At 75.1% G+C, this 21,850-nt stretch carries 25 protein-coding genes and 2 pseudogenes; 16 read left to right on the top strand and 11 right to left on the bottom strand.

From position 1 onward, the window contains the following. Positions 1 to 65: 65 nt before the first annotated feature. Both ACRYM6_RS16570 and ACRYM6_RS16565 read right to left on the bottom strand, forming a co-directional pair. A complete protein-coding gene (locus tag ACRYM6_RS16570; protein WP_432543987.1) occupies positions 66 to 521 on the bottom strand; it encodes a hypothetical protein in 456 nt (151 codons plus the stop codon). A 239-nt stretch (positions 522 to 760) separates the two neighbouring features. Continuing rightward, complete coding sequence (locus ACRYM6_RS16565) at positions 761 to 1,588, bottom strand: hypothetical protein (RefSeq protein ID WP_432543986.1); 828 nt, start codon at positions 1,586 to 1,588, stop codon at positions 761 to 763. Positions 1,589 to 1,803: 215 nt separating this feature from the next. On the opposite strand from ACRYM6_RS16565, the gene ACRYM6_RS16560 reads away from it, so the two are divergent. From ACRYM6_RS16560 to ACRYM6_RS16530, 7 genes are all read left to right on the top strand, one after another. Next, positions 1,804 to 2,718, top strand: a complete 915-nt coding sequence (locus ACRYM6_RS16560) for a hypothetical protein (RefSeq protein WP_432543985.1) — start codon at positions 1,804 to 1,806, stop codon at positions 2,716 to 2,718. A 57-nt stretch (positions 2,719 to 2,775) separates the two neighbouring features. Then, positions 2,776 to 3,396, top strand: coding sequence for a hypothetical protein (locus tag ACRYM6_RS16555; RefSeq protein ID WP_432543984.1), 621 nt, complete (start codon positions 2,776 to 2,778; stop codon positions 3,394 to 3,396). A 23-nt stretch (positions 3,397 to 3,419) separates the two neighbouring features. Further along, a complete protein-coding gene (locus ACRYM6_RS16550; RefSeq protein WP_432543983.1) occupies positions 3,420 to 4,175 on the top strand; it encodes a YcnI family protein in 756 nt (251 codons plus the stop codon). Between the two features lie 141 nt (positions 4,176 to 4,316). Continuing rightward, positions 4,317 to 5,369 (top strand): ABC transporter substrate-binding protein, encoded by a 1,053-nt coding sequence (locus ACRYM6_RS16545; protein ID WP_432543982.1) that lies wholly within the window; start codon positions 4,317 to 4,319, stop codon positions 5,367 to 5,369. After that, positions 5,359 to 6,441: a FecCD family ABC transporter permease gene (locus tag ACRYM6_RS16540; RefSeq protein WP_432543981.1), complete on the top strand. Its 1,083-nt coding sequence runs from the start codon at positions 5,359 to 5,361 to the stop codon at positions 6,439 to 6,441. The genes ACRYM6_RS16545 and ACRYM6_RS16540 overlap by 11 nt, the downstream gene beginning before the upstream one ends. Further along, positions 6,438 to 7,238, top strand: coding sequence for an ABC transporter ATP-binding protein (locus tag ACRYM6_RS16535; protein ID WP_432543980.1), 801 nt, complete (start codon positions 6,438 to 6,440; stop codon positions 7,236 to 7,238). The genes ACRYM6_RS16540 and ACRYM6_RS16535 overlap by 4 nt, the downstream gene beginning before the upstream one ends. 52 nt (positions 7,239 to 7,290) lie before the next feature. Beyond that, positions 7,291 to 9,189: an HD-GYP domain-containing protein gene (locus tag ACRYM6_RS16530; RefSeq protein ID WP_432543979.1), complete on the top strand. Its 1,899-nt coding sequence runs from the start codon at positions 7,291 to 7,293 to the stop codon at positions 9,187 to 9,189. A gap of 4 nt (positions 9,190 to 9,193) precedes the next feature. Here ACRYM6_RS16530 and ACRYM6_RS16525 read toward each other — a convergent pair whose 3' ends face one another. Then, entirely contained in the window at positions 9,194 to 9,853 is a 660-nt protein-coding gene (locus tag ACRYM6_RS16525; protein ID WP_432543978.1) for an esterase/lipase family protein, read from the bottom strand. 347 nt (positions 9,854 to 10,200) lie between these two features. On the opposite strand from ACRYM6_RS16525, the gene ACRYM6_RS16520 reads away from it, so the two are divergent. The 6 genes and pseudogenes from ACRYM6_RS16520 to ACRYM6_RS16495 form a co-directional block, all read left to right on the top strand. Beyond that, a complete protein-coding gene (locus ACRYM6_RS16520; RefSeq protein WP_432543977.1) occupies positions 10,201 to 11,433 on the top strand; it encodes a protein-glutamate methylesterase/protein-glutamine glutaminase in 1,233 nt (410 codons plus the stop codon). A 1-nt stretch (position 11,434) separates the two neighbouring features. After that, positions 11,435 to 12,265, top strand: coding sequence for a CheR family methyltransferase (locus ACRYM6_RS16515; RefSeq protein ID WP_432543976.1), 831 nt, complete (start codon positions 11,435 to 11,437; stop codon positions 12,263 to 12,265). Next, entirely contained in the window at positions 12,262 to 12,645 is a 384-nt protein-coding gene (locus ACRYM6_RS16510; RefSeq protein WP_432510825.1) for a response regulator, read from the top strand. Before ACRYM6_RS16515 ends, ACRYM6_RS16510 begins: the two co-directional genes overlap by 4 nt. Then, a complete protein-coding gene (locus tag ACRYM6_RS16505; RefSeq protein ID WP_432543975.1) occupies positions 12,642 to 13,142 on the top strand; it encodes a chemotaxis protein CheX in 501 nt (166 codons plus the stop codon). The genes ACRYM6_RS16510 and ACRYM6_RS16505 overlap by 4 nt, the downstream gene beginning before the upstream one ends. Before the next feature lie 4 nt (positions 13,143 to 13,146). Further along, positions 13,147 to 13,503 (top strand): annotated as a pseudogene (locus tag ACRYM6_RS16500) (response regulator); the annotation flags it as partial. A gap of 665 nt (positions 13,504 to 14,168) precedes the next feature. Further along, a pseudogene (locus ACRYM6_RS16495) lies at positions 14,169 to 14,720 on the top strand (GPP34 family phosphoprotein); the annotation flags it as partial. 126 nt (positions 14,721 to 14,846) lie between these two features. On the opposite strand, the gene ACRYM6_RS16490 reads toward ACRYM6_RS16495, so the two are convergent. Then, complete coding sequence (locus tag ACRYM6_RS16490; RefSeq protein ID WP_432543974.1) at positions 14,847 to 15,968, bottom strand: EAL domain-containing protein; 1,122 nt, start codon at positions 15,966 to 15,968, stop codon at positions 14,847 to 14,849. Between the two features lie 250 nt (positions 15,969 to 16,218). Further along, a complete protein-coding gene (locus ACRYM6_RS16485) occupies positions 16,219 to 16,497 on the bottom strand; it encodes a hypothetical protein (RefSeq protein ID WP_432543973.1) in 279 nt (92 codons plus the stop codon). A 120-nt stretch (positions 16,498 to 16,617) separates the two neighbouring features. Between ACRYM6_RS16485 and ACRYM6_RS16480 the strand changes: the two genes are divergently transcribed. Beyond that, positions 16,618 to 16,836, top strand: a complete 219-nt coding sequence (locus tag ACRYM6_RS16480; protein WP_432543972.1) for a ribbon-helix-helix domain-containing protein — start codon at positions 16,618 to 16,620, stop codon at positions 16,834 to 16,836. Beyond that, positions 16,836 to 17,183 (top strand): type II toxin-antitoxin system PemK/MazF family toxin, encoded by a 348-nt coding sequence (locus tag ACRYM6_RS16475; protein ID WP_432543971.1) that lies wholly within the window; start codon positions 16,836 to 16,838, stop codon positions 17,181 to 17,183. Before ACRYM6_RS16480 ends, ACRYM6_RS16475 begins: the two co-directional genes overlap by 1 nt. A 109-nt stretch (positions 17,184 to 17,292) precedes the next feature. Here the strand turns inward: ACRYM6_RS16475 and ACRYM6_RS16470 are convergent, their stop codons facing one another. After that, positions 17,293 to 17,790, bottom strand: coding sequence for a WapI family immunity protein (locus tag ACRYM6_RS16470; protein ID WP_432543970.1), 498 nt, complete (start codon positions 17,788 to 17,790; stop codon positions 17,293 to 17,295). A gap of 346 nt (positions 17,791 to 18,136) precedes the next feature. Here ACRYM6_RS16470 and ACRYM6_RS16465 point away from each other — a divergent pair, with 346 nt between their 5' ends. Next, positions 18,137 to 18,652: a GNAT family N-acetyltransferase gene (locus ACRYM6_RS16465; RefSeq protein ID WP_432543969.1), complete on the top strand. Its 516-nt coding sequence runs from the start codon at positions 18,137 to 18,139 to the stop codon at positions 18,650 to 18,652. Between the two features lie 94 nt (positions 18,653 to 18,746). On the opposite strand, the gene ACRYM6_RS16460 is transcribed toward ACRYM6_RS16465, so the two are convergent. From ACRYM6_RS16460 to ACRYM6_RS16440, 5 genes are all read right to left on the bottom strand, one after another. Continuing rightward, the gene (locus ACRYM6_RS16460) at positions 18,747 to 19,187 is read right to left on the bottom strand and encodes a grhN (protein ID WP_432543968.1); all 441 of its coding nucleotides are present in this window, start codon (positions 19,185 to 19,187) and stop codon (positions 18,747 to 18,749) included. A 55-nt stretch (positions 19,188 to 19,242) separates the two neighbouring features. Then, on the bottom strand, positions 19,243 to 19,674 hold the full coding sequence (locus ACRYM6_RS16455; protein ID WP_432543967.1) for a DUF6157 family protein: 432 nt from the start codon (positions 19,672 to 19,674) through the stop codon (positions 19,243 to 19,245). 69 nt (positions 19,675 to 19,743) lie between these two features. After that, positions 19,744 to 20,076 carry a HepT-like ribonuclease domain-containing protein gene (locus tag ACRYM6_RS16450; protein WP_432543966.1) on the bottom strand — a complete coding sequence of 111 codons (333 nt, stop codon included), beginning with the start codon at positions 20,074 to 20,076 and terminating at the stop codon, positions 19,744 to 19,746. Positions 20,077 to 20,113: 37 nt separating this feature from the next. After that, positions 20,114 to 20,638, bottom strand: a complete 525-nt coding sequence (locus tag ACRYM6_RS16445) for a nucleotidyltransferase domain-containing protein (RefSeq protein ID WP_432543965.1) — start codon at positions 20,636 to 20,638, stop codon at positions 20,114 to 20,116. A 230-nt stretch (positions 20,639 to 20,868) separates the two neighbouring features. After that, positions 20,869 to 21,453, bottom strand: coding sequence for a hypothetical protein (locus tag ACRYM6_RS16440; RefSeq protein ID WP_432543964.1), 585 nt, complete (start codon positions 21,451 to 21,453; stop codon positions 20,869 to 20,871). Between the last annotated feature and the right edge of the window lie 397 nt (positions 21,454 to 21,850).

The raw sequence follows: 21,850 nt of genomic DNA, 5'->3' as shown, positions 1-21,850 counted from the left end.
TCGACCGTCCGGACCCGTCGATCCGCGGAAGGTCCTCAGCGTCGTCGACGCGAGGGGTGACGAGGTCAGCGTGGTCGTCCCGCGCCACGAGGTGCTGACGACCCAGCCAGTGGGTGCCGCTGCACCCGGCGGACCTGCCAGGCCGCCACGACGGCGCACACCAGGACCCAGCCCACCTGCAGCCCCCGCGGCACCGCGTCCTGGAAGAGCAGCGGCCACAAGCCGAAGCCGCCGACGGTGATCAGGCCGGTGATCAGCGCTGCCGCAGCACTGACCCACCACGCCCCAGCCGCCTCGAACCGCTGTGCGACCTGGTGGACCACGGCGGTGAGCGTGCCGCACAGCGCCCCAACGGTTGACCCGGCGAAGGCACCCAGCACGACGAACACCACCGCGATCGCCCGGGCGTCCTCCCCGCGCACCGTCCACCCGCTCCACGCGCCGGCGGCCACCGCACCCAGCAGCGCTCCCCAGAGGACGCCGAGCTGGACTCCGCGGCCGAAGGCGTCCAGCTGATCCACACGCCGAGACTGGCAGGGACGGGCCTGCCAGGAGAAGACCTCACGCTCCTGCGGATCCCGAGAGCAGGCACCGTGGGCCGTGGCGGCACGGCCTCGCGGTCACGGCGCCCTGCGGGCGAGGCCGCGGTCGTGGCGCCGTCCGTGCACCGGCCGGGTCGCCGCTGCGGCGCTCGGGGGCCGACTGGTCGGCGTCGTCGACGTCACGGTCGCCCCACGACGCAGCACGGCGTTCCCCGGTGTCAGCCGGGGCGGCGGTAGAGGTGCCGGTCGGTCTCGGCGACGACGGGTACCTCCTCCGACGTCCCGCCCGGCCTCTCGCGCACCGTCTCCGCGAAGGGTTCGGCGGAGGGTTCCGCGGGGGTCTTCCCGGTGGGTTCGGCGGCCGGCCCCTCGGCTGCGGCGGGCGCGGGGTCCCGGGCGACCGGCCCGTCCCGCCACAGCACCGCACCGGTGAGGGCGGGCACCAGGACCGCCGGGACCAGCACCGCCGCCGCCGCGGCCAGGGTGGGCGCGTCGTCCGGCAGACCGCCGCCGAAGATCGCCGGCAGCCGCCCCTGCCGGTCCTGCGCCGGCGCGGAGTAGGCGGCCAGCACCCCCAGCAGCGCGGCGAGGGACCCCGCGGCCGACAGCCACGACGCCGCCGCGGCGACCCGCCGCCCCCACCGGCCCGGCACCAGCGCGGCCGGCCGGCCGGCCAGCACCACGACGGCGAGCAGCAGACCGCCCACCACGACCGACCACAGCGGGCCGGGCAGCCCCAGGACGACCCACAGGACGCGGAACCGCTCGCCCAGCGGGGCCTCGGTGGGGGAGGTGCCGGCGCCGTCGAAGGAGGTCGCCGCGTACCAGCCGAAGTAGTCGCCGTCCTGGTCCCCGCCCAGCACCCGCCGCGCCGCCTCGGCCAGCAGCAGCGGCGGCGCGACGCACGCGGCGACCAGCAGCCACGAGGCCCACCCGCCGGGAGCCGTCGCGTCGTCCTCGCTCACGTCCCCGCGACCGTCCACCGGGTCGTCCACCGGGTCGTCCCCGGTCCGGTCCCCGCGCGCGTCCTCCTCCGGCTCCACCACGACTCGACGTTACGGCCGCGGGGCCGCCACGTCCCCCGGACGGGTGCAGGCCGTCGCGGGCGGTGACCGGGCCGAAGCGCCCCCACCACCGCGGTGCGGCCGGACGGAGGACTCCGCCTGGTCTGGGCGCTCACGCAGTGTCAAGGTGGGACGACTCCGCCGGACCGGGTGGAGGTGTCCCCGGCCTGGAGGCGACGACCGTGCACTACTCCCTGGTGAGCTCTCCCGTCCTGGGTTTCGACCTCGTCCGCCTGCCCAGCGGCGACTCCGCCGCCGAGGTGCTGCTGCGCGCCCTCGACTGCGGTCCCCGCGAGATCGAGGTCCTCGCCGCCCGGCACGACCCGGCCGTGCGGACCGCCGCGTGGGCGGCGGTGCGGACCGCGACCGACAACCTGCCGCAGATCACCGACGTGCTGCACCAGGTCGCCAACGGCCTGGCCCACGACGACTTCACCGACGAGGTGTCCGGGGCCCGCGTCGAGGCCGGGGTCGTGCGGGTCCTGCAGACCAGCACCATCGCCGACGCCGACGCCCTCGTCCGCCTCGTCGGGCACGACGTCCTGGACTGGACGTGGACCGAGCCCCTGGCCGGTGGCCCGCGGCTGCGCACCGAGGACTCCGCCCGCGCCGCGGACGTCCTGGCCGACGCGGCCGTCTCGGCGTACCTGGGCGACCGGCTGCCCGACCACGTCCGCCGCGTCCTGGCCCACCCGTACCTGCAGGCCGCCCGCGACCTGGCCCCGCTGGCCGAGCAGCCCACGGGCCTGGGTCCGGAGCAGGCCGGTGTCGCGCGCGTCCTGGACACCCTGCGCCGCCTCGACGGCACCGACCGCGCCTGCCTGCGCGCGGTGTCCGCGACCAGCCGCCCGTCGGCGGGGGAGTGGGCCGGCGCCGTGCACGACGCGTCGTGGGCCGTGCACCTGTCCGACCGGGTCCGCACCGCGGCCGTCGCCCAGCTGCTGGCCGTGCGCGCCTTCCGGGCCGGTGGCCTCGACGCCGCCGACGGCGCGAACGGGCTGTGGAACGTCGTCAGCGGGGTCGTGCACGCCGAGGTCGTCGCCGACCTCCTCAGCTCCGACGCCCGCGCGGTCCTGCTGCGCCCGTGGGAAGCGGCGTTCGGTCCCGCCTGACGACCACCCGTTCCGGCTCGTCCCGGGAGGCCGGTGCGCCGCCGGTACCGTGACGGGGTGCAGACCGTGCTCCCGACGACCGGCGCCGCCGGTCCCGCGGTCGGGGCGCTGCGGCTGCTGCGCGCCGGGGGCGTCGCCGCCACCGTGCTGGGCCTGGCCGCCGGGTCGCACGCGAGCGCCGGCGGTGCCCTGCCCGGCCCGTTCCTGCTCGGCGCGGTCGCGGTCCTGCTGGTCGCCCTGTGCCTGCTGCCGGCCGGCCGGCGCCTGACGTGGCCGGTCCTGACCGTGCTGCTCGGCGGGGGGCAGTTCGCGCTGCACGCCCTGTTCGAGACGTGCTCCGGGCCCTCGTACGCCGTCGTGTCGACCGGGCACCACCAGACGCTCGTCCCGCTGGGGCGGGTCGTGCTGCCCGCGGTCCCGTCGCTGCCCATGACGTGCGCGCACGTCCTCGCGACGGGGCTGGCGCTGCTCGCGCTGCTGCACGCCGAGGGCCTGCTGTGGTCGTTGTGGGCGTGGCTGCGCCCCCTGGCCCGGGTGGCGCGCGCGGCGGCGGTCCCCGTCCCCGGGCCGCGCCCGCGCGCCCGGGCGCAGGAACGCCCCCGGCCGCGCTGGGTCGTGGTGCGCCGGGTCCGGCGGCGTGGTCCGCCGAGGGTCCCCGCCCTCGCCACCACGTCCTGACGACAGACACCCGGAGAAACACCGTGAAGCGTTCCACCCTGCCCTCCCGCACGCCCCGACGCGTCCTCGCGGTCACCGCGACCGCCTGCGGCGCAGCGCTCCTGGCCGCCGCCCCGGCCTCGGCGCACGTGCACGCCGTCCCCGACGCCACCGCCGCCGGCGGCTACAGCGTCGTGACGTTCCGCGTCCCGAACGAGTCCGACGCGGCCGCCACGACGTCGGTGCGGGTGACCCTGCCGACCGACCACCCGTTCAGCTACGTCGCGACCCGGCCCGTCGCGGGCTGGACCGCCACCGTCACCGAGGGGGAGCTGCCCGCCCCGGTCGAGGCCGACGGGGTGACCCTCACCCGGGCCCCGCTGACGATCACCTGGACGGCCGACCCCGGGACCGCGGGCATCGGCGTCGGGCAGTTCGAGGAGTTCGAGGCGAACGTCGGCCCGCTGCCGGCGGCGGGGACCCGGATCACCCTGCCGACGGTGCAGACGTACGCCGACGGCGAGGTCGCGGACTGGGCCGACGTCGCCGCCGAGGGCGCCGCCGAACCGGAGCACCCCGCGCCGGAGTTCACCACGACGGCGGCCGCGGACGGCGCCGGCGCCCACGGCGCCCACGGCGCCCACGGCGAGACGAGCGCGGAGGACTCCGCGGGGACCTCCCCGCAGACGTCGGCGGACGGGTCGGCGGACGGGTCGGACCCGCTGGCCCGCGCGCTGGCCGGGGGCGGGCTGGCCCTGGGGCTGGCCGCCCTGGCGGTCGTCCTGCGCCGCCGGCGCTGACCACCCGGCCCCCGGGCCCCGGCGGCCGAGGACCCCGCGTCCCCGGCCGCCGGGGGAGGGGGATGCGGGACGAGGTGCGCCTTTGTGTAGGCTAACCTCACCGGGAGCCGGGTCCTCGCCCGAAAACCCCCTGGAGCTGTGATGATCGTCGTGTCCCGCCGTGCCCTGGCCCCCCTCGGCGGGGTCGCCGCGCTCGCCCTCGCCGGGTGCGGGGCCTCCGAAGCCGTGGAACCGGAGAGCACCGCGACGGTCGGGGAGGGCGGCACGCAGTACCCGGTCGTCCTCGACAACGGCGGCCACGAGGTGCGGGTCGAGGCGCCGCCGCAGCGCGTCGTCTCCCTGGACCAGAACTCCACCGAGATCCTGCTGTCCCTCGGCCTGGCCGACCGGATCGTCGGCACCGCGTCCTGGACCGACCCGGTCCTGGAGTCCGTCGCGCAGGCCAACGCGTCCGTGCCGCGGCTGGCCGACAACGCCCCCAGCTACGAGGTCCTCATGGGCGCCGACCCCGACTTCGTCACCGCCTCCTTCGGCCGGCACTACGAGGAGCAGGGCGGCGTCGCCACCCGCGAGCGGCTGGCCGAGACGGGCGTCGGCACCTACCTGTCGCCCACCGACCTCGACGACGGCACCAACGTCAACGGCGGCAGCTTCCGCCGCACCACCCCCCTGACGATCGACGCCCTGCACACCGAGATCCGCGAACTGGCCCGCATCTTCGACGTCACCCAGCGCGGCGAGGACCTCATCGCCGAGCTGACCCGGCGCGCCACGGCCGCCGTCGAGGGCGTCGACCTGAGCGGGCGCACCGTGATGTTCTGGTTCGCCGCCCTCGACGCCCCCTACGTCGCCGGCGGTCGCGGCGCGGCCGCGCTGCTGGCCCGCACCGTCGGCGCCGAGAGCGCGTTCCCCGACGAGGACGAGGACTGGCCCGCCCTGACCTGGGAGGCCGTCGTGGCCGCCGACCCCGACGTCCTCGTGCTCGGCGACCTGCACCGCGACCGCTTCCCCGGCGACCGGCTCGCCGACAAGCAGGGCTTCCTGCGCACCGACCCCGTCGCCGGCACCCTCACCGCCGCCCGCGCCGAGCGGTGGATCCCGCTGCGCGGGGCGGAGATGAACCCCTCCATCCGCTACGTCGACGGCCTGGAGAAGGTGCGCGCCTGGTGGCTGGAGCACGGCCGTGACCTCTGAGGCGGCCTCTCGGCCGGCCCCCGCCACCCGGCCCGCGGCCGCGGCGGTCCCGGCCCCCCGCCGGCGCGGCGGCGTCGTCGCGTTCCACGTCCTGGCCGTCGCGGCGCTGCTGCTGTCCGTCGCGGCCGCCGCGACCCTCGGCGCCGCCGACGTGTCCCTCGTCAACGTCCGCGACGTCCTGCTGAACCACCTCGGGATCACCGACGTCCCCGTCCGCGTCTCCGAGGACGCCATCGTCTGGCAGGACCGGGTCCCGCGCTCCCTGGTCGCCGCGGCCTGCGGCGCCGGCCTGGGCCTGTGCGGGCTGGTCATGCAGTCGCTGCTGCGCAACCCGCTGGCCGACCCGTTCGTCCTGGGGATCTCCTCGGGGGCCTCCACCGGGGCGGTCGCCGTCGCCATCCTCGGCCTGGGCACCGGCCTGGGCCTGTCGGCGGGGGCGTTCGCCGGCGCCGTCGTCGCGTTCGCCTTCACCCTCGTGCTGTCCCGGCTGACGCGGTCGGGGTCCACCGGCACGCTGCTGGCCGGGGTCGCCGCCACCCACCTGTTCTCCGCCCTCACCTCCCTGGTGGTGTTCGCGTTCGCCGACGCCGACGAGACCCGCGGCGTCATGTTCTGGCTGCTGGGGTCGCTGGAGGGCATCCGCTGGCCCGACGTCGTGCTCACCGCCTCCGTCGTCGCCGTCGGCGCGGTCGTGGTCCTGGCCCACGCCCGCCGGCTGGACGCCTTCGCGTTCGGCGAGGAGGTCGCCGCCTCCCTGGGCGTCCCGGTCGCGCGGGTCCGGGCGGTCCTGCTGCTGCTGACGGCCCTGGTGACCGCGACGCTGGTCAGCGTCGCCGGGACCGTCGGGTTCGTGGGCCTGGTGCTGCCGCACGTCGCGCGGCTCGTCGTCGGGCCCGGGCACACCCGCACCGTGCCGGCCACGATCGTGCTCGGCGCCCTGTCGATGGTCTGGATCGACGCGCTGTCCCGGGTCGCGTTCGCCCCGACGCCGCTGCCCGTGGGCGTCGGGACCGCCCTGGTCGGGGTGCCCGTGTTCGTCGTCCTGCTCGTGCGCCGCCGGAGGGTCCCGTGAGCCTGCACGCCCGCGACGTCCGCTGGCGCCGCGGGTCCCGGCTCGTCCTGGACGGCGTCACCCTCGAACCCGCACCGGGGCAGACCGTCGGCCTGCTCGGCCCCAACGGGTCCGGCAAGTCCTCGCTGCTGCGGGTCCTGCACGGGGCGGCGTCCCCCTCGTCGGGGTCGGTCCTGCTCGACGGCCGCGACCTGCACCGCACCCCGCGCCGCGAGGTGGCGCGGCGGGTCGCGACCGTCACCCAGCACGCCGAGACCGACGTCGACCTCACCGTCCGCGACATCGTCCGGCTCGGCCGCACCCCGCACCGGCGGCCCTTCGGCGGGCCCGGCCCCCGCGACGAGTCCGTCGTGGAGGAGGCCATCGCGCTGGTCGACCTCGGCGCGAGGGCCGACGACTCCTGGCACACGCTGTCCGGTGGGGAACGCCAGCGCGCCCACATCGCCCGGGCGCTCGCGCAGGAACCGCGCGAGCTGCTGCTGGACGAACCCACCAACCACCTCGACGTGCGGCACCAGGTCGAGCTGCTGGCGCTGGTCGCGGCGCTGCCGGTGACCAGCGTCGTCGCGCTGCACGACCTGAACCTCGCCGCGGCGTACTGCGACGTCGTCGTGGTCCTGCGGGCCGGGTCGGTCGTCGCGGCCGGCACCCCGGAGGAGGTGCTCACGCCGGAGCTCGTCCACGACGTCTACGGCGTCCGCGCCCACGTCGCGCCCGGCCCGCACGGCAGGCTCACCGTCGTCTTCCTGCCCCCCGCGCCGCGCCCACCCGGGCCGTTCCACCCGCCGGTCGGGTGAACCCGGTACCGGTTCCCTCAACCGGCGCCCCCCACCGGTCGACCGCCTGTCCGTGGCGAGCGGACCGACGCAGAACTACGCCGAGGGCGCGACGACGTGGCGCCCCCGGCCGGTCCTGGCCGCCCTCGTGCGGGCCGGGGCCTCCGGCGGGCCCGTCCTGTTCGCCCTCGGCGCCGGGACCGCGGCCGCGCACTGGCTGCCCCCGTCCCGGGTCGGCCTGCCGCCGGCGGTGTGGCTGGTCCTCGTCGTGGCGCTGTCGTCGGTGCTGCTGCTCGTCCTCTCCCGCCGGTTGCGCCGGCTCGTGCCGCTGGCCGCGCTGCTCCGCCTCAGCCTGGTGCTGCCCGACCGGGTCCCCAGCCGGTTCGAGGTCGCCCGCCGCACCTGGTCGCCCACCGTCCTGGAGCCGGGTCACGGCACCGGCGCGGACACCGAGGGGGGCACCGGCGGGGGTACCGAGGGGGGCACCGACGGGGGGTCCGCGCAGCGGCTGCTGGCCCTGGTCGGGAACCTCGCCGCGCACGACGACCGCACCCGCGCCCACGGCGAGCGCGTCCAGGCGTACGCGGCGCTCATCGGCCGCGAGCTGGGGCTGCCCGACGAGGACGTCGACCGGCTCAGCTGGGCCGCCCTCCTGCACGACGTCGGCAAGGTCCACGTCCCCGTGGACGTCATCAACAAGAACGGCCGCCCCTCCGAGGAGGAGTGGGCCCTGCTCCAGCAGCACCCCTGCCACGGCGGCCGCCTCGTCGGGCCGCTGCGCCCCTGGCTGGGGTCCTGGCTCGACGGCGTCGAGCAGCACCACGAGCGCTGGGACGGCGGCGGCTACCCCCGCGGCCTGGCCGGCGCGGACGTCTCGCTCGCCGCGCGGATCATCGCGGTCGCCGACACCTACGACGTCATCACGTCGGCGCGCGCGTACAAGAAGCCGATGTCGGCCGAGCAGGCCCGCGCCGAGATCACCCGGTGCGCGGGGTCGCAGTTCGACCCGGACGTGGTCCGCGCCTTCCTGTCGGTCGGCATCGGCCGGTTGCGGCTCGTCGCGGGCCCGGCGACGCTGCTGGCCGCGCTGCCGGGGGTCGGGTCCGTCCCGGCGCAGGCGCTGTCGACCGTCTCGACCGCCGCGCAGACGGCCGGCGGGCAGGTGCTGGCGGCGGTGCTGTCGGCGACCGTCGGGGTCGGTGCGGGCCTGACCGCCGTGGCGGCCCCGGCGCCCGCCGCCGCGCGGGTCGCCGCCGCGGCCCCGGCGACCTCGTCCCCCGCCCCCGTCCGCACCCCGGTCGCGCCCCTCCCGGAGGCGACCGCCACCGCGACCGCCACCGCGACCCCCACCGCGACCGTGGTCGTGCCCGTCGGGCCGACGGTCGCCACGCCCGCCGCCCCGGTCACCGCCCCGGTGGTCGCTCCCGTCGCCGCCCCGACCGGTTCCCCGCGGGGGGACGGTGCCCGTGCGCCGCGCACCTCGTCGCACACCTCGTCCCGCACGACCGCGGCCGCGACCCCGACGGCGCGCTCCACCCCGAGCCCGACGCCGAGCCGGACGGCGACCCCCACGGGGACCCCCACGGGAACCCCCACCGTTGCCCCCACGGCAGCGCCCACGACAGCGCCCACGACAGCGCCCACGGCAGCGCCCACGGCAGCGCCCAGCACCACCCCGACCGCGGTCCCGTCCGGCCCGTCCTCGACGACGAGCCCCCCGACCGGCGCGCCGACGACCACCACCACCCCGACCACCCCGACCACCCCGACCATCCCGACCGCGACGGCCACCGCGACGGCCCGGCCCACCGCCTCTCCGACCGCGACGCCCACCGCGACGGTCAGGCCCACCGCGACGCCCACCGCGACGCGCACGCCCACCCCGACCCCCACGCCCACCCCCACGCGCGTCGGCAACTGCAGCGGCAACGGCCAGGGGAGCGGCAACGGGCACGGCAACGCCCCCTGCTGACCGATCAGCCGGCCAGGCCCCGCACGGCCTGGACGACGGCCTGGTGCAGGCCCGCGTCGCCCAGGGGGCGGAAGTGCCCCTCCAGGGGCAGCTCGACCTCGACCGCCCCGGCCAGCGGCGCGGCCCCGGCCTCCCGGGGCACGTGCGGGTCGTACCGGGGCCGCAGCGCGACGGTGCGGGCGTGCGACGACGTCTGCGCGGCCAGCCGCCGGATCGCGGGGTCGCGCGGGGACAGCCGCCGCACGGGGCGGGCCGGGAACCACGTGGCGTACCGGGACCCGGCGAACGGGGTGGCGACGGCGACGAGCCCGGCGACGCGGTCGGCGGCGTCCGGCAGCGCCATCGCCTGCTTGGCGATGAGCCCGCCCTTGGAGTGCCCCACGAGGACGGCACCGCGCAGGTCCAGCGCGAGCAGGCGGTCGCGCAGCACGCCGGCGGACACGTCGAGGTCGGCGGAGTTGAAGCCGAGGCCGGGCACGACGTGCACGGGGTGCCCGGCGCGGTGCAGCGCGTCGCCGAGGTCGCGCAGCACGTGCCAGGTCTCCCAGATGCCGGGGACGAGCAGCACGGGGGCCCCGGTGCCGCCGGACCAGTCGGGGCGGCCGGGCCGCAGCTGGGCGCGGACGAGCCAGGCGTAGTCGGCCAGCCGGGCGGACAGGCGCACCGGGCTCAGCGCTCCACGAGGTCGTGCCGGTGGCCGGCGACCTCCCGGGCGCGGCCGGCGCGCGGGGCCGATGCGGGGGCCGATGCGGGGGCCGACTCGGGGGCCGGCCGGGTGGGCGTCCCGGAGGGGGTGGGGCGGTGTGGCACGGGGCCATCGTCGCGCGCGACGCGACCCCGCTCGACGCGTCACGGTCGGCGACGCAGAGTAGCTGTGTACGTCCCGGTCATCACATCCGCGTGTCGTTCAAGGTTGCGGGCCAGGCGCCGATGGATAGGGAGCCGCTCGATCCGGAGCGGTCCCCACGGCGCCGGAACCCCGCGCCGGCGGCAAGGAAGGTCAGGTGCGACGTGGGCCCCATCAAGGTCCTCACGGTGGACGACTCCGTCGTCGTCCGTCGGATCGTGACCGACGTCCTCGCGTCCGATCCCGACATCGAGGTCGTCGGGACGGCGGCCAACGGCAAGATCGCCCTGGAGAAGATCGCCCAGCTCAAGCCCGACGCGGTGACCCTGGACATCGAGATGCCCGTCATGGACGGCCTCGAGACCATCAAGGAGATCCGCAAGATCGACCGGCGGCTGCCGGTCATCATGTTCTCCACGCTCACCGAGCGCGGCGCCACCGCCACCCTGGAGGCCCTGTCCTCCGGCGCCTCCGACTACGTCACGAAGCCGGCCAACGTCGGCAGCGTCAACGAGTCCATGGAGTCGGTGCGCCAGCAGCTCATCCCCAAGATCAAGGCGCTGGTCCCCGGGCTGCTCGCCGCGGCCCCCGCCCCGGTCGCCACGGCCCCCGCCCGGCCCGCGACCCCGGTGCCGACGCGCGAGCGCGCCACCGGCGCCAAGGCCCCCCGCGCCCTCGTCGTGGGGTCCTCCACCGGTGGCCCCGAGGCCCTGTCCGCCGTCCTGGCCAAGCTGCCCGCGAACCTCGGCGTCCCCGTGCTGGTCACCCAGCACATGCCGCCGGTGTTCACCCGGCTCTACGCCCAGCGCCTCGACAAGGCCAGCGCGCTGACCGTGGTCGAGGCCTCCGACGGCGACGTCGTCACGCCCGGGACCGTCTACGTGGCCCCCGGCGACTTCCACATGGAGGTCACCCGGCGCGGCCCGCAGATGGTGATCAAGTTGAACCAGGGACCTGCCGAGAACTTCTGCAGACCCGCCGTGGACGTCATGCTCCGGTCCGCGGTCGCCGCCTTCGGCGGTGAGCTCCTCGCCGTCATCCTGACCGGCATGGGGTCGGACGGGAAGCTCGGCTGCAAGGCGGTCGCGGCCGCCGGCGGTCAGGTCCTCGCCCAGGACGAGGCCACCTCGGTGGTCTGGGGCATGCCCGGCGCGGTGGCCCGCGAGGGCATCGCCGACGAGGTCCTGCCCCTGGGTTCCATCGCCGACGCGATCCAGCGCCGGCTCGGGCCGGCGGCGCGCACCGCGCTCCCCGGCCCGGCCCCCCGCACCACCCCCGCCACCACCGCGGGGACCCCCAGCACCGCGAGCAGCCGCTCCAGCACCAGCACGCCGGCCCGTCCGCCGGCGTTCCGTCCGGCCGCCCCCGCGGCCCGTCCCTCCCAAGGCAGGTGGTGACATGGCACTCACACCCACGGCCTTCGACTGGGTCTGCACCCTCGTGCGCAAGGAAAGTGCGATCGTCCTCGAGAAGGGCAAGGAGTACCTCGTCGAGTCCCGGCTCGTGCCCCTGGCACGCGCAGCGGGCGCGAGCGACGTCTCGGCCTACGTCGACGGCATCCGGTTGCGTCCCGACCGCCGTGCGCAGACCGCCATCGTCGAAGCGCTGACGACCAACGAGACCTCCTGGTTCCGTGACGGCGCACCCTTCCAGGCGTTCTCCACCTCGGTGCTGCCCGCCCTGAAGCAGGCCCGGTCCGCGACGCGCTCGCTGCGCGTCTGGTCGGCGGCGGCGTCCACCGGCCAGGAGGCCTACAGTCTCGCGATCAGCCTGCAGGACAGTCTGATCGCCGAGGGGTGGCGTGCCGAGATCATCGGCACGGACCTGTCGAACGAGGTGCTGGAGAAGGCCAAGTCGGGTCGTTACTCGCAGCTGGAGATGAACCGCGGCCTGCCGGCGCCCCTGCTGGTCCGGCACTTCACGCGGGTCGGGACCCAGTGGCAGGTGAACGACAACCTCAAGAAGATGGTGCGCTTCCAGCAGCTGAACCTCACCAGTTCGTACGCCGCGCTCGGCCAGTTCGACGTGGTGTTCCTGCGGAACGTGCTGATCTACTTCGACCTGGAGACCAAGCGGGACATCCTGTCCCGGGTCCGAAAGGTGCTCAAGCCCGGGGGGTACATGTTCCTCGGGGGTGCAGAAACGACGCTCGGCGTCGACGAGAACTGGGACCGGGAACTCATCGGACGGGTTTCGGTCCACCGTCCCAAGAACGGAGGTCAGGCATGAGGGCTCTTGTTGTCGACGACTCCCGCGCCATGCGGAAGATCATCGCCGGTGCACTGCGCAAGCTGGGGTACGAGACGGTGGAGGCGGCCGACGGCGCCGAGGCGCTGAAGGTCCTCGAGGCGGGCCCGCTGCCCGACCTCGCCACGGTCGACTGGAACATGCCCGTGATGGACGGGCTCACCTTCGTCACGCAGGTCCGGGCCAACCGCGACTACCGCGCGCTGACGCTGATGATGGTCACCACGGAGGCCGAGCACGGGCAGATCGTCCGCGCCCTCGCCGCCGGGGCCCACGAGTACCTCATCAAGCCGTTCACCGTGGAATCGCTCGAGGAGAAGCTCTCCCTCCTCGGCCTGCTCCCGGAGGGGGCCCAGGCATGACCGAACTGGTCGAGGAGTACTACGACGAACCCACCGACTACGTCGAGGACGAGGCCCTCGGGCAGATCGTCGACGCGATGTGGTCGTCCTACTTCGCCCACACCGAGTTCCTGCTCCCGTCCTTCGAGCAGCACGACATCGAGGGCGACATCCTCTGCGCGTCGGTGACGATCTCCGGCGCCAAGCCGGGCATCGTCACCGTCAGCGTCGAGCGCCCGCTCGCCGCCCCGCTGGCCGCCGCCCTCCTGCAGGAGGACGGCGAGCTGGAGGACGAGGACGTCTACGACTCCCTCGGTGAGGTCGCCAACATCGTCGGCGGCAACATCAAGGCCCTCGTCCCCGACGCCGGCTCGCTCGGGCTGCCCGTCGTGTCCACCGCCAAGCCGCTGCACGGCGCCTCCGACCGCCTCGCGGCGCGCCTGGACGCCAACTGGCAGGGGCAGTGGATGACGTTCGAGGTGTGGCTGTCCGGCGGCAACGAGACCGGGCAGGGGTGACGTCGTGAAGGCCCTCGTGGTCGACGACAGCCGCGTCATGCGGCAGATCGTCATCCGCACGCTGCGCCAGGCCGGGTACGACTGGGTCGAGGTCGTCCAGGCCGAGAACGGCAAGGAAGGCTTCGACGCCGTCCGCAAGGAGAACCCGGACATCGTCCTGTCCGACTGGAACATGCCCGAGGCCACCGGGTACGAGATGCTGCAGAACCTGCGCGGTTCGGGCCTCGACGTGCCGTTCGGGTTCGTGACGTCGGAGGGCTCGGAGGAGATGCGGGAGAAGGCCGCCGCGGCCGGCGCCCTGTTCCTCATCGCCAAGCCGTTCACGCCCGAGGCGTTCGCGGCCGCGCTCGCGCCCGTCCTCGGCGGCGACGCCGGGTCGGGTGCGACGGAGACCTCCGTCGCGCAGGGCGAGGTGAGGTTCGACGTCAACCCGTTGCCGTCCAACCTCGCCATCCGCAACCTCCTGTCCGACCTGCTCAACCGCGACGTCGAGCTCAAGGACGGCCCGGCCGTCGGCGTCGGCGGCGCCCCCGGCTCGCTCGTCGGGCTGTACGTGGACGACCACCTGAAGTCCAAGGCCGTCGTGGTCTTCGACTTCGCGCTCGCCGCGCACGCCGGCGCCGCGATCGGCCTGCTGCCCCCCGGGGCCAGCGAGGCCGCCATCGAGGACCGCGACCTGCCGGAGAACCTCGCGGTCAACGCCCGCGAGGTCCTCAACATCATGGCGTCGCTGTTCAACGTGGAGGGGGCGGCGCACCTGAAGCTGTACGCCTCCTACGTCCCGGGCGAGGTCCTGCGCCCGGACGTGGTGGACTGGGCGACCCGCACGGGCAGCCGCCTCGACCTCGCGGTCGAGGTGAGCCGCTACGGCAAGGGCGGCCTGAGCATCACCACGTTCTGACCGCCAGACCGGGAACCCCTCGTCCGACCGGACGGGGGGTTCTCGCGTCCGGTCCCCCGAACGGCGACCCGGCCCGAGCCGGAAGGCGCTCCCGCCGCCACCGCCCGCCGCGCCACCCTGACGGGGTGACCACCACCGAGGACGCCGTGCTGCTGCTGCTGGACGGCGGCCGCCGCACCCCGGCGCCCGACGTCCTGGCCGCGGCCGCCGGCGGTGCCCTGCTGCTGGAACTGCTCCACGGCGGCCACCTCCACCTCGAACCGTCCGGCGTGCTGCCCTACCGCCGCACCGTGCGGCCCACCGGCCCCGGTCCCGCCGACCCGCTGCTGCGCCGCGCCGCCGCCGTCGTGGGCGGGCCCGCCGGGACGGGGCTGCCCGCCGTCACCGCCGTCGAACGGCTCGCCGAGCAGCTCGTCCCCGCCGTCCTGGCCCGGCTCACCGCCGCCGGCGCCGTCCGGCCGCGCCGCGCCGGGTTCTGGACCGGCCGCGGCGGCTGGACCCTCACCACCGTCGGCGCCGCGCTCCGCGACAGCGCCCGCGACCGCCTCCGCGCCGCCCTCGCCGGGCCCCGCGAGGCCGCCACCGCCGCCGACGCCGTCGTCCTCGCCGTCCTCACCGAGAGCGGCCGGGGCCTGCCGCTGGCCGGGTTCGGCTGGGCGGCCCGGCGCGCCGCCGCGGCCCGGGCCCGCGAGCTCACCGCCGCCCTCACCGGCCGCGCCGCGCTGCGCTGCGCCGTCCTGGCCGCCGTCGACGGGCACGGCCCCGCCTACGCGCGGCCCGGGCACCCGGCGCCCGCGCCCGCCTCAGCGCAGCAGGATCGCGGTCGTGTCGTCCGGCCCCGCACCCCAGCGCGGGTCGGGGGTCGGCCGGCCCAGCAGGTACCCCTGGCCGCAGTCGACCCCCAGGTCGGTCAGGACGGCCAGCTCGTCCTGCCGCTCCACGCCCTCGGCGACCATCGTCGAACCCAGCTCGGAGGCGAACCCCACCAGGGCCCGGGCCACCGCGCGCCGCGCCGGGTCGGCGTCGATGCCCCGCACGAACGCGATGTCCAGCTTCACGATGTCCGGGGTCAGGTGCAGGACGTGCTGCAGGCTCGCGAAACCCGCCCCCGCGTCGTCGACGGCCACCCGCACCCCGTGCCCGCGCAGCCGCGACGTGGCCTCGGTCAGGGCGCCGTAGTCGGCGACCGGGTCGTGCTCGGTGATCTCCACGACGAGCCGGTCGGGGACGGCCGACAGCAGCAGCTCGTGCGTCCGGTCGTCCAGCAGCGCCTCCGCCGACGCGTTCACGCTGAGGTAGGCCCCCGGCGGCAGCGTCGGCAGCATCCGCAGCGCCGAGGTGATCGCCGCCTGCTCCAGCCGCACCCCGATCCCGGAGGACCGGGCGTCGCTGAACACCTGCTCGGGCCGGCGGGCGACACCGGAGGCGCTCGCGAACCGGCTCAGCGCCTCCGCCCCCACCACGCGCCCCGAGCGCAGGTCCACGATGGGCTGCACGACGGTCGTGCGGCCCGTCCCGGCGACCAGGGCGTCCAGGGAGGCCAGCCGGTCGTCCCGCTCGGCGCGCCGGCGCTCCCGGTGGTGCAGGACCCCCGCGACCAGCGCCGCGACGACGTGCAGGGCCTCCAGCTGGCGGGGGTCCAGCCGCGGCCGGTGCGGCGGGTCCCCGACCCCCACGAGCCGGCCGTCGGCCACCCCGTCGGGCCGCACCACGTCCACCGTGAGCGCCGCCGCGGCCAGGTCGGTGCCGGCCAGCAGCCGGACCGTGGAGTGCGGGTCCAGGGCGCTGCTCGTCTGCTCGACGTGGTGGGGAGTGGTCACGGTGGGGCGCGTCAACGCGGCGACGGGCGTGCCGAAGATGTCCCGGGCCAGGTCCAGGAGCTGGGCGACGGCATCGGCGTCGTCGTCGTGCGCGTGCCCCCGCACCCAGCCACCCCCCGCGCTCGTGACGTGCCGGCAGCGCGGCCGGGCCGCTGACCCACCGCGCGGGCACGCGGGAGCGCATCACGGCGCTGCTGACCCAGCGACCTTCCCAGAACTTCCCCCGGCAGGCAATCACCGGGGACCTCGCCCGGGGGGTCCCCGGCCGTCGCAGAGCCGAGCAGGTGCCGCCCACGACCGCGCGCACGACGCGCCACGACCGCGACGTCGCCCGCAGGGCGCCGTGAGCGCGAGGTCACGGTTCTCCGGCGAGGGTGGCGATCACCCGCACCACCGGCAGCAGCGAGGTCCCGAGGACCCCCGCCACGACGAGGGGGACCGAGCGGGCTGCAGCCCCCGGGGACGCGGCGCTCAGACCGAGGGCGAACGCTGCGGCACCGACGACCGGAGGCTCGAGCGGTCCCCTCCGATGAGCCCACGGGAAGCAGGCCGCGCACACCAGGGCCAGCACCGAGGCGGTGATCGAGAGCCGCGCAGCGGACGATCCGCTCAGCACCTCCTCAACCTGCCGCACGTGCTCATCCACCCGTGCAGGTAGCAGTGCCGCGTGATCGGCGCCCTGACCGCCACGGGGCCCGGAGGGCGGGACGACCGGACGGTAGTACCAGTAGTGCTACTCGGGTAGCATCGGCGCGTGAAGCTCAGCATCAGCCTCTCCGAGGCCGACGTCGCCGCCCTCGACGAGCACGTCCGCGCGGCCGGTCTGCCGTCCCGATCGGCGGCGGTCCAGCGGGCCATCCGGGCGCTGACCCACCAGCAGCTGGAACAGGACTACGCCGCCGCCTGGCAGGAGTGGGACGACTCCGGGGACCGTGAGGTGTGGGAAGGCGCCACCGCTGACGGGCTGCGCTGATGCGCCGCGGAGAAGTCCGCCTCGTCGACTTCGACCCCGTTCAGGGCGGTGGGGCGAACGAGCGCCGGCCCGCGATCGTGGTCAGCAACGACCGGGCCAACGCGGTCGCCGAACGCCTCGGACGGGGTGTGGTCACCGTGGTCCCGGTGACCAGCAACATCGCCAGGGTGTTTCCCTTCCAGGTCTTGCTCCCCGCTCAGGCCACCGGACTGCACGTCGACTCCAAGGCCCAGGCCGAGCAGGTTCGCGCCGTGTCGGTGGACCGGTTGGGGCCGGCGTTGGGGCGGTTGACGTTCGAGGCGTTGGACGCTCTCGACGATGCCTTGCGGCTGCACCTGGCCCTGTGAGGCCGGTCACGAGAGCGACCCCCATCGCGCCGTGACCGCGCGCAGCGGGACGAGCGCCATGGGCCAGCCGGCGCCCGGGGACTTCCCCTCACGACGGCGGTTCCCTGTCTCAGCGAGCCGGGAACGGTGCGATGTCGCTGTTCCACTGCTGCGCCGCCGTGAGCAGCTGGACCCGGTCGACCCGCAACGGGATGCAGTACCCGTAGATGCGGGGCCTGGAATCCGTCGTCCACCCGGGTTTGCCTGCCACCGCCTCCAGGGACAGGTGCACGCGCAGCACCGTCTGCTCACCCTCCACCGCGGCGATGCTGAAGGCCAGGTTCGGCTCGATGAACATCAGCGTGCTCGTCACCACGTCGGAGCCGGGGTCGTCGCTCGGCTCGAGGCGTCCTTCGGCCGCGGCGTGCAGCCAGTCCAGCAGCTCCTGCGCCTCCCACGTGCTCAGGTCCGGCCCCTCGAACGTCCACGACTCCCCGGCGGCGGTGCGCACCCTGCCGTGCACGATGAGCCAGTTGGCATCCGGTTCGCCGGCACTGGTGAAGTCCGGGTACTCGTAGCCGCTGGGACGTAGCTCGAACACGGCGCCGTCGGTGGAGGTGAGCTGCACCTGGTGAGTGTCCCGCGTGTGCGCTGGCGGGGTGCTCGACGCAGTGCCGGGTCCCGCTCCGATCGTGGTGCTCGAGACCGCTGGGTCTTCGACAGAATCGCGAGGTCACCGAGCGCGCGGGCGGCGCCATGACCGCGTGCAGGTGAACGACCACGTACGTCGAGCTGGGACCGGGTCCGGTCAGGAGGACCGGAGCAGGAACCACAGCGGGACGAAGCTGGAGACCGCAGCCTGAGGAACCGCCACCAGGAGCGTGCTGACCCGCACGTCGGACGCCCACCCACGGTTTGGCCGCGCGTACCTCGGGGCGCTCCGGTGACCGCCGAGTGGCCCGTAGGGTCTCGGCGTGGCGAACCTGACCAACCCCCGAGTCGGTGTCGCGGCCTCGCTGCGAGCAGCTGCGGCGGAGCCGGGCTGGGAGGAGAAATCCATCTACGCCGGCGCCGCCGACCGCGACGACGACGCCTTCACCGCGTGGGTGGATGAGCTGATCGACGACGCCCGTGACGGCTCACCGCGCCCGGACGGGTTCGTGCCCTCCACCAACCTGTGGTGGGTGCAGGGAGATCAATACCTGGGGCGGGTGCAGATCCGGCACCGTCTGACCCCGTTCCTGCGCGACTTCGGTGGGCACATCGGCTACTACGTCGTTCCACGCGCCCGCCGGCGTGGGCATGCCACCGCCATCCTCGCCGCTGCGCTGCCGGTCGCGGCAGCCCTGGGCATCGAGTGCGCGTTGGTGACCTGCGACGTGGACAACACCGCCTCGCGCAAGACGATCGAAGCCAACGGGGGCCTGTTCCAGGACCAGCGGGGACCGATGCTGCGCTACTGGGTGCCGACCGGTCCCGCCCTCGCGTAGTCGCACCTGGCGCATCGCTGCGAGGACCCCCAGGTGCCCTCAGCTGAGGCGTCCAGGCTCGCGGGATGACCGTGAGGTCCACAGCGCTTCGAACTCAGGCCAGCACCAGCACGCTGCGTTGTGCGGCGAGCTCCTCATCGTCGGGGTCGTGCCCGGCAGGGATGGCCATGGCGATCTGCGCCGGGGTGATACCCGCCGCGAAGGCAGCACGGAAGAGGGCGCCCACCTCGGCGGGGGTCTCCACCAGGTGCACCTGCACTGCGCTGCGCCGCCCCGCACTGAGCAGCTCTGCCGCCGCCCCGCCACGGAAGTTCGACCGCCACGGCGCGTCGGTGAACACCAGCCGTTGCCCGGCGACCTCGTGCACCCCGACCGGCACGTCGAAGCGCCGACCGGTGCGCCGACCGGTGACCGTCAGCACCGCCACCGGCAACCGGGAGCCGAACCGGGTCGGTGCCAGGCGCCGTACCAGGGGGTTGGCGATGTGCTGGATCAGCCAGCGGGGTGGGCGACGGTCCTGGATGTGCTGGTTCACGATCGTCCTGTCCTGCGTTGCCGCGGTGGAGGTGCCGGTGGGGGTGGGGGCTGGTTCACCTGGCGCGTCGTGAGCGCATCGCCTTCAGCTGGATCAGGGAGGCATCCCGGCTCAGGCGGGCGTACTCCTCTGAGTCCACGGGGTGGGCGGTGATGCGGCCCTGGTCGTCGTAGTGCAGGCCCCAGCCGTGGGTCTTGCCCAGCGGAGAGGCGCGTAGGCAGGCGCGCGGCTGGGTGAAGTACTCCTCGGACACCCGCTGCAGCTCCTCAGGGGGCAGGTCCTCCGAGGCGTCGACGTCTGCGCGGATCCGGAACCGAGGCGAGGAGGCCAGCAGCACGTCCTCCTGGGTGTAGTGACCCGGGCGCGCGGTGAGCATCGCGTGCTGCAGACCGGCCACGGTGGGCCCGCCGCCGCGTTCAGGTGGTGTCTCGCCGGTGCTCGCCCGGCAGTCCGCGGCCACGGAGATGAAGGTGTCGCGGTAGCCCATGCCCGTTCCTACCGCGGCGGACCGACACTTCGGTAGGGGCGGACATCGGCATGTCCCTGCGTTCGCGAGTCAGTCCTGAATCGTCTCCAACAGGCGGTGAACGGCGCGCCGGAGTTCGGGCAGGTCCTGGGTGACGGTGGCGGCGACGATGGAGTGCGTGGTGTCGAAGTAGCGGTGGGCGAGGTGGTCGCGCATGCGGGCGATCTCCGACCACGGCAGGTCCGGCTCACCGGCCAGCACCTCCTCCGGGACGGCCTTGACGGCCTCACCGATCTCGATCAGACGCACCCGGACAGCATCGAAGACCAGACCGTCGGACAGGTCGCCAAGGCGGGTGTGGGCGTCGATGGCGTCCAGGGCCGCCCGCACGTCCAGGAGGCGTTGGCGGGTGTGCCGGCTCACGTGGGCCTCGCCTCCTGCGTCCCGGTTCTCGTGGTGCTCACAACGTCACCAGGTCCGCTTCGACGTTCGCCCGCACCTCGGGCTTGAGCCCGTCCTCGGGGACCAGGTCCACGGGTGCGCCGAGGAGGTCTTCGAGTTCGCGCCGCAGGCGTCCCAGGGCGAACAGGCCGGTTCCGGGCGGGAGGTCGACGAGCAGGTCGACGTCGGAGTCGGCGCGTTCGCTGCCGCGGGCGGTGCTGCCGAAGACGCGCACGTGCTGCACGCCGTGGGTCGCGGCGATCGTCTTGACCTTGCGCCGGTGCCGGTGCAGGCGCTGTCCCAGGGGTCCGGACAGCGGAGCGGTGGGCGGGGAGTCGGCGGCGATCAACGAAGCGTCGAGCTGGTGGCCGCTGGCGTGCAGCAGGTGCAGCAGGGTGGGTAGGGAGGGCTGACGCTGCCCGGACTCGTAGGCGCTGATCACGCTTTGGGTCACTCCGGCGCGCTGTCCCAGCTGGGCCTGGGTGAGTCCGGCGCGACGGCGCGCCTCGCGCAGCAGCTCAGCAGCGGACTCGATGACGGGCACGTCCTCAAAATAGCGGATCGTCGATGCGTTGCCGCGTTGAAGAACATCCTGGGATCGACAAGAGCGCGAGATCGTCGACGTCCTGGTCAGCGGGATGACCGTGCGCCCGCGCACCGCGGGATGACCGTGCGCTTCGCGCGCAGCGCGGGATGACCGTGCGCTGCGCGCGCAGCGCGGGATGACCGTGCGCCCGCGCACCGCGGGATGACCGTGAAGTCGAGGTGTTCGAGTCAGTAGTGCGGCAGCCCCTCTTCTGGGACGTCGTCAGCGCACACCACCCGCTGTTGCTGAACGACGTAGGCCGCAGGCTCGACGTGCAGTTGCAAGCAGGTGCGGCCCCACTCTGAGCTGTTGACGAAGCTGGTGTCCTGGGAGAGCAGGTAGACGGCCAGGACGAGGGTGGCCTCCGCCGGTGGGGTCGACCCACCAGTAGTCGGGACGTCGCTGCTGAGTACCCGCCACGACTCCCTGGATCGGCCCGTCCAGTACGTGGCCGGCGGGTCCTGCAGCCAGTCTTGGATGTCGTTGACGCGGAGGGGCGTCGCTGCTGCGCCGTCCGGATCGAGCTCTCCGGGGATGCGCCCGGTCTGGACGTAGTCCTGCACGTCGTCGACGACTCGCTGCGCGACGCCCTGGGCCAGTTCGTCGGCGGCAGACGGTGGTGCCGCGGCGGGCTCGTCGCGCACCGCGAGAGCAGCGCCCACCAGGATCAAGGCCACGACCGCTGACAGGGCGAGGCGAGCACGTAGTGCGGGCCGGGTGCGCAGCGGCGAATGACCAGTGATCTGCGGCCCGTTCACGCTGCGACTGGTCATGGTCGCGGCACCTGAGTCCTGATCACCTGGCGAGTCTCCTAGGAGGGTGAGGTGCTTCCAGGTGTTTGCACGGACCATCCCCGAGACCACCACACCGTGCCGCTGGGGATGGAGGGCTTGGGCGGATGATCGCCCTGCTCTCGTCTCGCGCCCGGACATCGGCATGACCGCGACGTCCGTGACCGTGACGTCGGGGCAGCGCGGGCGGCCTGCTGACGACGCCAGTGGTGCTGCTCGCGCAGGCCGTGCCCCTCCACCGCCGCGCGCTCGTCCTGCCCGTGTCGACCGGCGCCGGGGTGAGGTGCGCGCTGCGCGGTGGACCGAGGAGCGCCCGGAGGCGGTGCCGGGGGCCGGGGAGCGTCACCACCGGGACGGCTGCGGCGTCACCGGCGTCGTG

It is taken from the genome of Kineococcus rugosus (genome assembly GCF_050871975.1).
Classification (GTDB): domain Bacteria; phylum Actinomycetota; class Actinomycetes; order Actinomycetales; family Kineococcaceae; genus Kineococcus.
Note: the sequence above shows the minus strand (reverse complement) of the source record. Positions and strands in the feature narration are given on the sequence as shown.

What these genes read in the sequence shown, in the direction of transcription:
- ACRYM6_RS16510 (WP_432510825.1), top strand. Translation starts at nt 12,262, where the DNA reads ATGAGGGCTCTTGTTGTCGACGACTCCCGCGCCATGCGGAAGATCATC.
- ACRYM6_RS16505 (WP_432543975.1), top strand. Translation starts at nt 12,642, where the DNA reads ATGACCGAACTGGTCGAGGAGTACTACGACGAACCCACCGACTACGTC.
- ACRYM6_RS16515 (WP_432543976.1), top strand. Translation starts at nt 11,435, where the DNA reads ATGGCACTCACACCCACGGCCTTCGACTGGGTCTGCACCCTCGTGCGC.
- ACRYM6_RS16440 (WP_432543964.1), bottom strand. Translation starts at nt 21,453, where the DNA reads ATGACCAGTCGCAGCGTGAACGGGCCGCAGATCACTGGTCATTCGCCG.
- ACRYM6_RS16545 (WP_432543982.1), top strand. Translation starts at nt 4,317, where the DNA reads ATGATCGTCGTGTCCCGCCGTGCCCTGGCCCCCCTCGGCGGGGTCGCC.
- ACRYM6_RS16475 (WP_432543971.1), top strand. Translation starts at nt 16,836, where the DNA reads ATGCGCCGCGGAGAAGTCCGCCTCGTCGACTTCGACCCCGTTCAGGGC.
- ACRYM6_RS16455 (WP_432543967.1), bottom strand. Translation starts at nt 19,674, where the DNA reads ATGGGCTACCGCGACACCTTCATCTCCGTGGCCGCGGACTGCCGGGCG.